This is a genomic window from Actinomycetospora sp. NBRC 106375 (assembly GCF_030269665.1).
Taxonomy (GTDB): domain Bacteria; phylum Actinomycetota; class Actinomycetes; order Mycobacteriales; family Pseudonocardiaceae; genus Actinomycetospora.
Genome location: NZ_BSTS01000019.1, coordinates 111,741 through 124,247, shown reverse-complemented (window position 1 = coordinate 124,247; position 12,507 = coordinate 111,741). Strand labels below are relative to the sequence as shown.

General features: G+C 69.1%; 9 protein-coding genes, 4 pseudogenes and 1 other annotated feature. Of the genes and pseudogenes, 8 read left to right on the top strand and 5 right to left on the bottom strand.

The features are described from left to right. Window positions 1–1,100: 1,100 nt before the first annotated feature. Window positions 1,101–1,259: pseudogene (locus QSK03_RS26440) on the top strand (integrase core domain-containing protein); the annotation flags it as partial. Window positions 1,260–1,403: 144 nt separating this feature from the next. Further along, window positions 1,404–2,816: a hypothetical protein gene (locus QSK03_RS26435; protein ID WP_285658317.1), complete on the top strand. Its 1,413-nt coding sequence runs from the start codon at window positions 1,404–1,406 to the stop codon at window positions 2,814–2,816. 546 nt (window positions 2,817–3,362) lie between these two features. Here the strand turns inward: QSK03_RS26435 and QSK03_RS26430 are convergent. The 3 genes and pseudogenes from QSK03_RS26430 to QSK03_RS26425 form a co-directional block, all read right to left on the bottom strand. Then, window positions 3,363–3,608: a hypothetical protein gene (locus QSK03_RS26430; RefSeq protein ID WP_285658315.1), complete on the bottom strand. Its 246-nt coding sequence runs from the start codon at window positions 3,606–3,608 to the stop codon at window positions 3,363–3,365. A gap of 157 nt (window positions 3,609–3,765) precedes the next feature. Beyond that, the gene (locus QSK03_RS33465; RefSeq protein ID WP_502872222.1) at window positions 3,766–3,912 is read right to left on the bottom strand and encodes an Lsr2 family DNA-binding protein; all 147 of its coding nucleotides are present in this window, start codon (window positions 3,910–3,912) and stop codon (window positions 3,766–3,768) included. Between the two features lie 147 nt (window positions 3,913–4,059). Next, window positions 4,060–4,413, bottom strand: a pseudogene (locus QSK03_RS26425) (histone-like nucleoid-structuring protein Lsr2); the annotation flags it as partial. Between the two features lie 1,718 nt (window positions 4,414–6,131). On the opposite strand from QSK03_RS26425, the gene QSK03_RS26420 reads away from it, so the two are divergent. Next, on the top strand, window positions 6,132–6,782 hold the full coding sequence (locus QSK03_RS26420; RefSeq protein ID WP_285658312.1) for a hypothetical protein: 651 nt from the start codon (window positions 6,132–6,134) through the stop codon (window positions 6,780–6,782). A gap of 246 nt (window positions 6,783–7,028) precedes the next feature. Here QSK03_RS26420 and QSK03_RS26415 read toward each other — a convergent pair. After that, window positions 7,029–8,290, bottom strand: a protein-coding gene (locus QSK03_RS26415) for an IS3 family transposase (protein ID WP_285658310.1) whose coding sequence is annotated in 2 segments (ribosomal slippage) — window positions 7,029–7,987 and window positions 7,987–8,290 — 1,263 coding nt in all. Because the reading frame shifts where the segments join, the coding sequence is not laid out codon by codon here. Then, window positions 7,869–8,000: a sequence feature (AL1L pseudoknot), on the bottom strand. It overlaps the preceding gene by 132 nt. Window positions 8,291–8,932: 642 nt before the next feature. Here QSK03_RS26415 and QSK03_RS33460 point away from each other — a divergent pair. After that, window positions 8,933–9,376 (top strand): annotated as a pseudogene (locus QSK03_RS33460) (hypothetical protein); the annotation flags it as partial. After that, window positions 9,307–10,113, top strand: a complete 807-nt coding sequence (locus QSK03_RS26410) for a PQQ-dependent sugar dehydrogenase (RefSeq protein ID WP_502872221.1) — start codon at window positions 9,307–9,309, stop codon at window positions 10,111–10,113. The pseudogene QSK03_RS33460 and the gene QSK03_RS26410, both read left to right, overlap by 70 nt. Before the next feature lie 4 nt (window positions 10,114–10,117). Here QSK03_RS26410 and QSK03_RS26405 read toward each other — a convergent pair whose 3' ends face one another. Next, window positions 10,118–10,981 (bottom strand): NmrA family NAD(P)-binding protein, encoded by an 864-nt coding sequence (locus QSK03_RS26405; RefSeq protein ID WP_285658307.1) that lies wholly within the window; start codon window positions 10,979–10,981, stop codon window positions 10,118–10,120. Between the two features lie 132 nt (window positions 10,982–11,113). Here QSK03_RS26405 and QSK03_RS26400 point away from each other — a divergent pair, with 132 nt between their 5' ends. The 3 genes and pseudogenes from QSK03_RS26400 to QSK03_RS26390 form a co-directional block, all read left to right on the top strand. After that, window positions 11,114–11,482 carry a winged helix-turn-helix transcriptional regulator gene (locus tag QSK03_RS26400; protein ID WP_285658305.1) on the top strand — a complete coding sequence of 123 codons (369 nt, stop codon included), beginning with the start codon at window positions 11,114–11,116 and terminating at the stop codon, window positions 11,480–11,482. 211 nt (window positions 11,483–11,693) lie between these two features. Beyond that, window positions 11,694–12,086 (top strand): hypothetical protein, encoded by a 393-nt coding sequence (locus QSK03_RS26395; RefSeq protein ID WP_285658303.1) that lies wholly within the window; start codon window positions 11,694–11,696, stop codon window positions 12,084–12,086. Further along, window positions 12,083–12,211: pseudogene (locus tag QSK03_RS26390) on the top strand (polysaccharide deacetylase family protein); the annotation flags it as partial. The gene QSK03_RS26395 and the pseudogene QSK03_RS26390, both read left to right, overlap by 4 nt. Window positions 12,212–12,507 lie beyond the last annotated feature (296 nt).

The window sequence follows — 12,507 nt, the reverse complement described above, 5'->3', positions numbered from 1 at the left end:
GGATTTTGAAGCTGACTGGCGTAGGAACCGTCATCATCAACTTCCCGGGGCCCACCTCACCGCAGCGACACGACCCCAGCTCCCGGCCCGGTCACACCCTCAGCTGCACTCCATTTCCGGAAGAGCCAGCAATCCTGGCAGTTCGAACCGAGCTGAGGACACTGCGCCGCGCATCCCGCCGAACTCTGGCGAAGTACTGAAGCTAAAGAATCAGGCCGATCGAACGGCCGGTAACGCGCCCCTGGCAGGATTGAATTTGCGACATCAGCTTACCGAGAAGACCGTCACGGACGGTCCCGCCCGGTGCCGGCGGTTCGACTGACCTCCGACGACGTATCTCGGCCGCGCCGCCCTATACTTGCCAGTACCGACTGTCGCCATAGGCCGATGATGAGCGCTAGACCGACCGCATCTCCACGATGAGCTGGTCGAGACCCGAGTTAGGCCGTAGGCGGATCCTGATCATGGCTGGAAGGCGCGTCGGAACTACGTTTCTAGCGCATTGAGCTGACCGACGCTCGTCGCGGACGTGAGGCTAGTCGGTAACGTGCTTGGACCCTCGAATCCGAGGTACAGCTTCAAAGTGGATTGCAAACCCAGACCCTGTGGGTCTTTCCCTTGATTATCTCGTAGTCCCAGTAGCACTTGACCCGGCCACCGTGACCGTCATCGAAGACCGGCACCATCTCGACATTGTCCTGGCCATCGTCGATAGTGTGGTGCACGGAGACCGAGCCAGCGACCCGTTCCCCTCCAGGGACGTCGGAGAAGAACTCACGAACACTTGGAAAGTCGGTCGAGGTGCCACCCTCGCGCAAAGCCTTCAGGCAAGCTTGAGCGAGAGCTCTGGAGGCTGCAACGTTGTACGGAGACTCGAAGAAGTCCGGGTTAGCGGGCACGCGATTACCCCCTAGGTGCCTGTCTACGCTGAGCCTCGCTCCCAGCCCAGCTACTAGCATGGACCTTACCTCGCTGGCGCGCCACCTCCAGCTTGCGACAGCACTGATGATCTGGGACTTCTGAACGCCCTGGCGTGTCCGGAAACTTCGGCGTGGCCTTGATCGGGCTGTTCAAGACCGAGCAGATCGAGCCGAGGGCGCACCGTCGAACAGGTCGAGATCGCCACCCTGGAATGGGTCGACTGGTTCAACCACCGCCGACTGCACTCCACCTGCGGCGACATCCCACCCGCCGAACGCGAAGCCGCCCACTTCCGCCACCACCGGCCCCACCCGGAGCCGGCGCACTCAAGCCCGTAGCTCTCCGGACATGCTGGGGCGCCTCAGGCTTAGACAACAGGGCGCCCGCGCGCGAGCTCTACAAGGTGGTGTAACGACACCGGCGACGAGACGATCTATCCCCAGACGACCGGGCGTCACCGGAACCAACTCTCAGGGGCGGACATGGCTGACGAACCAACGAAGACGTCGACCGAGATCGCCAAAGACCTTGTCGAGAAGCTCACCGAAATAGCCGAGGCAGCTCGGGGTGAGTCAGACGACGAAGCTGGGAAAACCAAGGCCGACAACTCAGCGGCCACCGCAGGGAAATCCGAGACTGCCAAGGCGGACAAGCCGGAGTCGAAGTCGGAGGAGGAAGCCGAGGACGCGGCAATCTCAACCGACAGCATCCTGCGCTCTGTGCGTGAGCGGTACGATAGCCAGACAAAGTGGATTGTTGGCGCCCTAGTTGCTGTAGGGGCGCTGGTGTTCGGCTCGTTGCCCTTCACGAACGCAGTCTCTCAGCCTCTCACCTTGAGGGGTTTTCCTTTCGGGCTGGCTTGGGGGCTCGTCTTTGCCGCGTTGGGTATATCTGTCGTACTCTGGGCACGGTCCCGCACACTGGAACCAGAAGACGCGTCTCTCGGCGAGCTACTGCGCACATTAGCCTACTTCGCTAAGCCTTCCAGTGAATCGCGGTTGCCCATTTGGCTTCGATGGGCGGGGTGGGTCTGGCGGGTGCACGTTCGGCCTCGCTTCGGGCCGACCGTCGCCGCCAACAAAAAGATCTACGACATTCTCGATGGACCTGAAGCGGGCGCTCACCTGGGACCTGAGCTTGATGGAGAGACGCCGACAGAGAAGGTTCGGGAGCTGATCCGTAAGATTGGCTACCTTGAGGGCGAGGTCTTTAGGTCCTCCGGACAGGTCGCGCGGGAGGACGCGCGCCGTGCGTTCGCTTCGGTTGCGGTGTCGGAACTCGGAGCAGCCGTCAAAGCTCGTCCGTCCACTCCGGAAGGGAAGGTGGCGGCCGCCGACGCCACGTCATTGAGTTCGTGGCGATCGAGCCACAGCCAGTTCGTCGACAGACTCCGAGGTACGGAGGGCTTCTCGGCCCGCGAGAACCTAGAGGCACGACGCAACGCGCTTGGAACATATCTCGCGCACCGAGACTTGTTGCTCGCTGAGTCCGCCATCGCTCAAATCCGAGGGTCGTTTAGGGCCGGTCGAACACTGCTGCTCCTCGGTGGTCTGCTAACCCTTTTCGGAGCCGCCATCTACACGAGTTCCCTACCTGCGGACTCCTCGAGCGATGAGAAGCCTGCCGCCGCAACAGGTCCACTGCTCCAACCCGGAACACCAATCACAGTGACAATCGCGTCCACCGTCGGACGAATCGATAGTGCGTGTCGGCGCGGCGGTCTCCAGGGCTATCTACTTTCCCCGTCTCCGCCCCCACCTGCGGCGGACCGCGATGGACCGTTCACAGCATTCATCGTCACTCCGGGCTGCAGTGGTGAGATCACGATCGCTGAAGACGAGGGAAGCTTCACGGACGGCTGGGCCGGACCAGTCCAGCCTCCTCCGCCTTCCTAGCAACGAACGGTCTTGTCGGCTTGGCTCGAGCCGCAACAGCGACGCAAACGAGCTCCTTACTGGGAATAGAGGAACGACGAGAGGCGCCTTGGCTTCCCCCGAAGGGTGGTAACGAGCTGGATTAGTTCAGCGACGCTGAACCGCCGACTTGTATGACTGGCAGGAATCCGGAGGTAGTCGATCTACGGTCTCCACCGGAGCACCGGCCGGTCTGACTCGTGAATCGCCTGCCGCTTTCGGGCTGGCTGTCCCGGGGTTGGTCGTGCTGGTCGGTGTTCCGGGCCGTGGTCTGACTCAAGAGAAGTGCTCGAGAGCTTCGGCGCGGGAAAGTCGGTCCCTCTGTGTCTGTCAAGCAGCGGGGTGTGAGACCGTAGTCTCGGTGGCGGCGGGCCCCGGGAAATGACTTGTCTGAAGAGCTGGTGTTCGGGGTTGAGTCAGCCGCGTTGGACGACAGAGCCGCCCCCGTGCGTCCTCCCGGATCCGCTCCTGTTCGCCGCTCGAGGGCGATCATGGTTCGCCAGACCCGATCGGCGAGTCGACCGCCCGCTAGCGGTCGGCCGGCAGGGCACGGAAGAGGTGTCCGACCTCGAGGTTCTCTCGCCGCGTGGGTGCGGCGAGCATTCGGGCCGCCGCGACGAAGCCGGACGCGAGCATCCCGAGAGCGGCCACCGTGGCAGCAATGTCCAGCGCTCGACCGGGCTCGGCGTCCACGCCGTGCACGAGGAACCGTGATGTGAGCAGAACCGCGGCCAGGCCGACCGCGACGAGGTGGCCCCGCTCCTGCCGCGTCATCCGCGCCGTCCCCGCATTCCTGAATCACGACCGACCGCTCACGGGCCACTGACCGAGTCTTGCGTCTCTCAGCACACAGGCTCAGCCCTGCCTCGGGCCGACGATCGGCACACGGTGTTTGAGGGAGGTGGTGCCGCGCGTTCGGTCGGTCAGCGTGTCAGCGGCGGGCTGCGACGGCTCGGTAATTCGAGATGAGGTCCTTGGTGAGGCGGCCGCGCGCCTTGACCTCGATGCCTTCCTCGACGGCCCATGCCCGGATGCGCTCACGTTCGTCGCTGGTGAGCCCGTCGGGACCTGTGCGCACCGTCGACTCGGCGGCGACGTCCTCGGAGGCCGAAGCAGTCGGTGCGTCAGCAGCCGCCGGAGAAGGCGCGGGGGTGGGAGCGCCGGAGCGACTCTCGGAGCGACTCTCGGAGGGACTGTCGGAGGCGAGTAGCGCGCCGGGGTCGCCGCGATGGAAGGCGTCGCGCACGGAGGCGGGGATGCGGCCGCGCGCAGACAACGGGTGCCCGTGGCGGCTGGCCCAGTCACGGATGGCCTGGTTCTGCTCGCGGTCACTGGCCGCGGGCGAGCTCGCCCGTGATGGTGCTTGCTGCTGAGCAGAGGGCTGGGCGCGACGAGTTCGTCCGCGGCCGCTGCGTCGGGCGTGCTCGATGTAGGGGGCGAGCGCATCGCGCAACGAGGCGGCGTGGGCATCACTGAGGTCGATCTCGTACGTGGCGCCGTCGAGGCCGAACTCGAGGCTCTGGTCGGCCGCCGAACCGTCGAGGTCGTCGATCAACGTCACCGTCGTCCGCTGTGCCATCCCTGTGCTCCCTCGCCTCTATGATCCACGCGCAGGCTAGGTGAGCCAGCTGCGGTACCCGGCGGCAGCTCCGTCGCTCAGGATCGACCGCCGAGGGCAGCGGCCGCTGACGGGTCCGCCGCAGTCAGGATGGACGCTCCAGCCGACTCGAGATGAAGGTGACCGTCTGGCGCCGATGCTCTGATCGGGTGGACCTAGCTCATCGGAGATGATCTCCGTCGTGGAGCCATTCGTGGAGCGAACCGTGGTGCGAGGATGCCCGTGGTGCGAATTCTGCCACTTCGCGGGCCAGCGTTGTCGCAGGTAGCAGGCTTGGTCTACGTGATCGCAGGCCCTCTCAAGGCGGTAGCGGGGGTTCGAATCCCCTCGGGGCTACGCAGGCCGGAGGCTCGGTGAGCCTCCGGCCTTTCGCGTTGGTGGAGCCCTTCACGGTGCGAGTCGCCCCGGACTCGCACCACGGCCGGCGCCCGCGCCGCCCGCTGCCGGCGCGAACGAGTTCGAGACGCTACCCAGCGTCGCAGACGGCTGCGCCGGGGTTGCCCGGGTGCTGGTCAGCCACAGGGGGGCCGGCACCCCGTACCTGATCACGCAGGACCTATTCGTCCGCGACCCGATCAGGAGAGGAGCGGTTCCTCCGAGGGTCTCTGCGGACGACGCGGGGTGGCTGAGCGGACGTACGGCGGATCCGGCCGTTTCACACGTCTGCACTACGAGAACTGCGGTGCACACGCCGGATCGGGTTGTCAGATGCAGCGTCGGCCGCGCGAGAAGTCAATGGCGATCTATTCGTCGCTATGCGTGATCGAGGGGCAATGGTGAGTAGCGTGCTCAGGAGCAAAGCCACTCTCGTACGATCGCGTTCACACTGATGGCGGTGCCGGCTCGGAATCGATCCGCCCATCCTTCGGCAGGTGGGCGCCCTGTGAGGCCCATCGTCGACGGGTGGAGATCGAATGTCGACCTCGCTACGAGAGCCGTGTCGTCGGGTGCGCCCGGCGTCATTGCGCGAGGTCCTCGTATCGCTGTCGGTTCTTCTCGTCGCGGTTTCTCTGACCGGATGCTCGACAGGTGGACCCGGCCGGCAATCCGGCGGCGCTCCTCCTGCCGAGGGGCAATTCCAGTCCGGTTCTGCCCCATCCATAGGGCCACCAATTCAGCCGCGCGAGCCCGGCGTCACCGATGAGCCGAACGTGATGGGTGGCCCCGGCGCGGTGGGCGGGCCCGATCGAGCCGGAACGGCGGGCACCAGTGGGGGCGGTCCGTGGGCCGGCGCGAGTGATCCTGACAGTGGGGGCAATGCCGATGGGCTCGGCAGTCCTGGAGATGGCGGCTCGGATGCCCCGGTTGGGTCGGGTGGTGGGCACTACCCCCTGGCACAACCTTACGCACCAGCCTTCAGGCCGCAGTTCTACCAACTGACTCAAGCTGGATCCTTTGACACGGCTCTCGACAACATGCTCGGCGAGAACGGCTGCGACGGAGACAGCGAGTGTGGAGCGGCTGTCGTTCAACTCATGCTGTTCTCTCCCTTCCGGCTCGCCGATCAGGACGAGGCGAGAGAGCTGCCTGGTTGGATTCCCGACGATGAAGCGGAACTAACTGCCCTCTTGGCGGCCGGACGGTGGCCGGCCCTGCTCTGCCGTGCCGGTTGGCCGGGCGCTGAGACCCAGAGCGGCAGCGTGGAGCGAGTGAGGGCAGTCGTCCAAGCTGTGCCGTCGTTGCGCACGGTCCTCGACGCCGGCGTGACGCCGCAGCAGCTGTTGGTCGCCGACGTCCCGCCCAAGCGGTTGTTGGATGCCCAGGTTCCGCCGGGGGAGTTGTTGGCCGCCGGCGTCACACCGGGCGAACTCCTCCGTGCCGGTGCCACGGTGCAGCAGTTGTTGGACGCCCGCCTCACGCCACGCCAATTGTTGGAGGCCGGCGCCACTCCGCAGCAATTGCTCGGGGCGCGCGTCACCGCGCAGCAGTTGCTCGAAGCAGGAGCCACTCCGCGCCAGCTGCTCGACGCTCAGGTGCCACCGCGGGACCTGCTGGCAGCTGGTGTCACACCGAGGCAGTTGCTGAATGCCGGAGCAACGCCCCGACAGCTCCTGGCTGCGGGCGCGACCGCGCAGGAGCTGGCGGAGGCCGGGGTCACGCGCCAGCAACTGACGGACGCTGGGGTGCCGCAGGAAGCGGTCGCCGCGACTGGTGGGGCGGGAGGCGACAACTCCGCGAGCGACAACGCCGCCGATGGTCGCGCGCCGACGGGTGGTGCGGACACGGGAGGAGCGGGCTCGCCCGGTGGGAGCGACACGGGCACGGGCGACACGGGCACGGGCGACACGGGCACGGGCGACAGGAACACGGGCGAGGCCGTGGACGAATGAAGCCGGCGTTGGGTGGGGCCGGTGACTGAGCACATTTCGCCGCGAGCGAGACGGCGGTCCTCCGGTGAGGCGCAGGACCGGACGGTGGTGGGCGTGACAGCCCTGCCGGCAGGGTCGAGTGCGCCACCGGCGTGGTCTGTGCCTCGATCCACCGAGGGTTCTGCCGTGGCGAGATAGTTGATCTTTGTCGGTGGGTGGCCGGGTGCGGGCGTGGTGAACCGCCCCAGGTCTGCGAGAGGCTGGTGATCAAGCCGCTGCGCCCTGCTGGGCTACCGCAGCAGCATACCTGGCTTCCCATTCCACCGGCGGCATGTTGCCGACCGAAGAATGAATTCTGTTGTGGTTGTACCACCCGACCCACGCTGCTGTTTCTCGCTCGACCTCGCGCAGCCCACTCCAGTTCCGCCTGGAGTGTTGCAGGATGACCTCGGTCTTGTACAGCCCGATCGTTGACTCCATCAACGCGTTGTCCAGCGCGTCGCCGACGGTGCCGATCGACCCGGCGATGCCCGCTTCGCGGAGTTCTTCGGTGAACGCCAGCGCCGTGTATTGCGAGCCCGCGTCCGAATGGTGAACGACCCCCTCGGCGGTGAAGTCGGCGTCGCCGCGCTGACGGGTCGCGAGCGCTTGAGCCAGCGCGGCGGTGACCAGATCGACGGTCTTGTGCGCGGCCGCCCGCCATCCCAGGATTCGCCGCGAATAGACGTCGGTGAGAAAGGAGACGTAGACGAATCCGCAGGCGGTCCACACGTAGGTGAAGTCCGAGACCCACACCGCGTCGGGGCGGTTCGGGCTCTTCCAGCCCCGCTGCACCAGGTCCGGGTAGCGCGCCGCGGCCGGCTCGCGCACGGTGGTGCGGGTGCGGTGCTCCCCGCGCCGTACGCCTTGCAGGCCGGCGATCCGCATCAGCCGGGCCACCTGCTCGCGACCCACCGCCAGCCCGGCCCGCCGCGCGGCGTGCCACATCTTGCGGACCCCGTACACCGACCGGTTGGCCCGGTAGAGGTCCACGATCTCATTCACCAGGTACGCCTCAGCGAGCGCGGCGTCGCTGACCGGACATTCCAGCCACTGGTAGTAGGTGCCCGGGGCGATCTTCATGCCGTGCTCGGAGAGCACCGCACAGATCGGCTCGACCCCGAACCGTTCCCGGAACTGGTGGATGTAGAGCAGTTTCACCGAAGTTTGCGGTCGAGCTCCGCCTGGGCGAAAAACGCCGACGCCGTCTTCAGGATCTCGTTGGCCCGACGCAACTCGGCGACCTCTTTCTGCAACCGCCGGAACTCCTCGAGATCCACCTGATCGCCTTCGGCGTCATGGCCGGTCCCGTCCGAACGCGGCCGCTCACCCTCGACCCAGTTCCGCAGCGTCGCCGGATTCACATCCAGGATCGCACCAACATGCCGGCGAGCAGCCAGCTTCGAATCCCCATGATCGCGCAGACGGTCCTCATACATCCGCACCGCACGCGCCCGAGTCTCCGCATCGAACTTCCGAGGTGGGGCCACCGCTCCAGTCTCCTTGCTACATCAGAGCCTCACCAGGAGCTGGGGCGGTTCAACTCAGCAGAGCCGCCAATCCGGCCCGCTCGGCCAGCGCCGACACCGCCACCAGCCCCGTGCACGACACGAGATTCGGATCGTCGAACCGGACCGAGATCCGCCGAGGACCGTGGGAGAGTTGCATCCAGCGGATGCCCTTCTGCGCAGCGGGACAGGACCCTAGACAAGCCCTATCTTCCCTGCGCAGAGGGGCATTCGCGTGTCACGGCCCGCCCCCACCAGCGACAGCGTCGGTGGATCGAGGCTGTCGCCACGCGGCGCGAATCCCGTGCCCGCGGAGCCGTCTCGGGTCGCTGGAAGGACAGGTCGGTGCTCACGGCGTGGACGCCGCCGACGGCGCGGGCGGCACCCGGAGAGTCATGGGTCGGGCGTTTCCCCGACGACGTTCTGCGCACGCCCCGTTCCTCTCCGTGCACCGTCCTCCGGTGGCGACATCGACGTCGTTCCCCTGCGTAGTCCTCGCGGAGCAGAACGGTCCGCCACGTCGTCACGGTTCGTCGTCGACCGCGTTTCCGGCCTCTCCTCGGGCGCTATGATTTCCGACCGGTCGACCATTCGACCCTGTCTCATTCCCGATCATCGGTCACCGTGAGGGGACGGTCCGATGTGGCGTCGCCTCGCACCACTCGTCGCCTTCGTGGCCACGCTGACGCTCGCCCCGTGCGCGGACGCGGCGCCCGCCCCACGGGGTCCGGCGCCCGTGACCCCCGCGGCGGCGCCGGGCATGCGCGTCCTCACCACGGGCCTGGCCGCGCCCTGGGAGCTGACCTGGGGGCCGGACGGCTGGCTGTGGGTCACCGAGAAGGTCGGCAGGCGTGTCGACCGGATCAACCCGTCCGACGGCACGCGGACGGTCGCGGTGACGCTCGACGACGCCGCGGCCAGCGGTGCGCAGGACGGCGTGCTGGGCCTCGCCTTCGCCGGCAGGACCTGCCGACCGCCCAGGAGGTCGCCGCCCAGGACTGGAGCACCTACGCCGGCAAGATCCTCCGCATCGATCTCGACGGGTCCATCCCGGCCGACAACCCGGTGCTGAACGGCGTGCGCAGCCACGTCTCACCTACGGCCACCGGAACCCGCAGGGCCTGGTGGTCGGGCCGGGCGGGCGCCTCTTCGCCGACGAGCACGGCCCCAAGAGCGACGACGAGATCAACCTGCTGCGGCCGGGCGGTGACTACGGCTGGCCGGAGGTGTCGGGCTTCCGGGACGACCAGGCCTACCGGTACGCCGACTGGTCGGCGGCACCCGACTGCCCCCAGCTGTCGTACGACGACTACCAGGACCCACCGAGCGTGCCGCGCGGCCCGGCCGAGACCGCCTGGACCGCGCCCGGCTACGTCGAGCCGCTGCGCACGATGTACACCGTGCCGACCGGCTACAACTTCCAGGACCCGGCGTGCCGCGGGACCGACTTCTACCTCTGCTGGCCCTCGATCGCCCCGGCCGGGCTCGACTACGTGCCCGCGCAGGGCGCGCCGGACCCGGCGGTGGCCGACTCCCTGCTCGTCCCGGCGCTGAAGACCGGGTCGGTGTTCGTGTTCCGCCTGACCGCCGACGGCGGCTCGGTCCGGGGCGACACCACCCAGCTCTTCCGCACCCGGAACCGCTACCGCGACGTCGCCCTCAGCCCGGATCGCACCCGGATCTACGTGGCCACCGACAGCGACGGGCTCGCCGGGCCCCAGTCCGGCTCGCACACCGGCACCCTCGACAACCCGGGCAGCGTGCTCGAGTTCCCCCTGACCGGCCTCAGCGCGGCGAGCCCCTGACGCGTCAGACCGCGGCGACCACGTCGCGGACGGCGGCGTCGACGACCTCGCGCCACGGCGTGGCGGGTCGGCCGAGCAGGCGGGCGAGGTCGTCGCCGGGGGCGCTCAGCCAGCCGGCGGCCGCGCCGCGGTCGGAGTCGGCGAGCACCGCGGCGAACGCCTCCGGCAGCCCGGCGGCGACGAGGGCCCCGGCGAAGTTGTCGACGGAGAGATCGGTGTAGGGCACGTCCCGGCCCGCCGCGCGGGAGATCTCGGCGGCCAGCTCCGCCCGCGTGAAGCCGGGCCCGCCGAGCTCGAGGACGTCCCCGGCGGAGGCGGCGCCGGTGAGGGCCGCGACGGCGGCCTCCGCGTAGTCCGCGCGCGTGGCGGCGTCGAAGCGGCCCTCCCCGGAGGCCCCGACCATCCCCCGCTCGATGTCGCCGGCGACCCCGGCCAGGAAGTTCTCGACGTACCAACCGTTGCGCAGCAGCACCGACGGCACGCCCGCGTCCGTGAGCATCCGCTCGGTGGCCGCGTGCTCGCCCGCCAGGACCATGTCCGAGGCCTGGGCGTGCAGGATGCTGGTGTAGGCCACGAGCTCGACGTCCGTGGTCGCCAGCGCGTCGACGACCGCCCGGTGCTGCTCGAGACGGGCGCCCGCGTCGCTGCCCGAGACGAACAGCACCCGGGTCGCGCCGGTGAAGGCCTCGGCCAGCGAGGCCGGGTCGTCGTAGTCGGCGCGACGGACGTCGACCCCGCGGTCCGCGAGGTCGGCGAGGGTCTCGACCCGCCGGCCGGTCGCGCGGACCTCGGTCGCGGGCACGCGCTCGAGCAGGGCCTCGACGGCGAGGCGGCCCAGGGCCCCGGTGGCTCCGGTGACGACGTACACGGCTGACTCCCTCACGGTGGTGGGCCGCCGGGCGCGGCCCCTCGGTCTCGGCAACCGTCGGGACGCCGGACCACTTCCCGATGGAGAGTCAGCACCTTGAAGTGCTCAGGGTACCTGAGAGATAGTGTCCTGGTGAGAGGCGATGTGTATGCCGCCGGTTGCCCCAGCCGGCAGATCCTCGACCGCATCGGCGACCGGTGGAGCGTGCTCGTCGTCGGCACCCTCGCCGAGCGCACCCTGCGCCACGGCGCCATCGCCGCGCGGATCGGCGGGATCACCCCGAAGATGCTCACCCAGACCCTGCGGGGCCTCGAGCGCGACGGCCTCGTCTCGCGCACGGCCTACGCGGAGATCCCGCCGCGCGTGGAGTACGCCCTCACCGACCTCGGCCGCAGCCTGCTGGGCCTCGCCCACGCCCTCGACGACTGGGCCGAGACCCACATCGAGGCGGTCGACGCGGCGCGCGCGGAGTACGACGCCCGCACCGGCTCCCGCGTCTGACCGCTCGCGCACGCGGAGCCGCGCCGCGTTCGCCGGAGCGCGATGGGGCGGCCCGCCGGGGCCCGACCGTGCCGACCGGCCACGGTCCGGCGCGGAGACCCAGACGCGATCCGGCGGACACCCGACCTCCACGCACCGGGAGCAGGCTGGTCGCGCGCGGCGGGCGGGGTCCGCGGGGGACTCGTCGTGCCGCGGTCGGAGGGGGTCCGGCGTGGGCGCGGGGGCGTGCGGCGACGCGGGGCAGGGCAGAGCGCGGGCGGGTGAGGTCCCGCGGCGCTCGCTGCTGGGGATGCTCGGGCTGGGGCTCGCGGCGTGGCTCGCGGGCTGCGCCGCTCCGGCCGGGGCCGCCCCGCCACCCGTCCCGCCCCCGGCGCGTCCGGCGACGGCCACGGTCCGGACGACGGCGCCTGCCCGCGGCGCCCCGATCGCCCTGACCGTCGACGACGGCTACGCGCCCCACGTGGTCGCGGGCTACGTCGAGTTCGCCCGGCGCGCGGGCATCCACCTGACCTTCAGCCCCAACGGCGTGTGTACACGACGGCGTGGGCGCCGCGGGCGCCGGTGCTGCGGCCGCTCGTCGAGGCCGGTCAGGTGCAGATCATGAACCACACGTTCAGTCATCCGTGGCTGACGCGGCTCCCGCCGGCGCGGGTGCGGGCGGAGCTGGAGCGCAACGAGGAGTGGATCGCGGCCACCTTCGGCACGACCTCGCGGCCCTACTGGCGCCCTCCCTACGGCGCGCACGACGCGGCCGTCGACGCGATCGCCCGCGATGCCGGGTTCCCGTCGACCGTGAGGTGGACCGGCTCCTACGGCGACGCCACCCTGGTCACCCCCGCGTTCCTGCTCGAGCAGGCGCGGCGCTACCTGACGGCGGGGACGATCATGCTCGGCCACGCGAACCACCCGACGATCCTCGGGCTGTTCGACCAGATCGCCGAGATCCTCCGCGAGCGGGACCTGCGGCCCGTCACGCTCACCGAGTTCTTCGGGCCGGGGGCGGCACTGAGCGGCGCCCACGACTC

What these genes read in the sequence shown, in the direction of transcription:
- QSK03_RS26430 (WP_285658315.1), bottom strand. Translation starts at nt 3,608, where the DNA reads ATGACGCGGCAGGAGCGGGGCCACCTCGTCGCGGTCGGCCTGGCCGCG.
- QSK03_RS26435 (WP_285658317.1), top strand. Translation starts at nt 1,404, where the DNA reads ATGGCTGACGAACCAACGAAGACGTCGACCGAGATCGCCAAAGACCTT.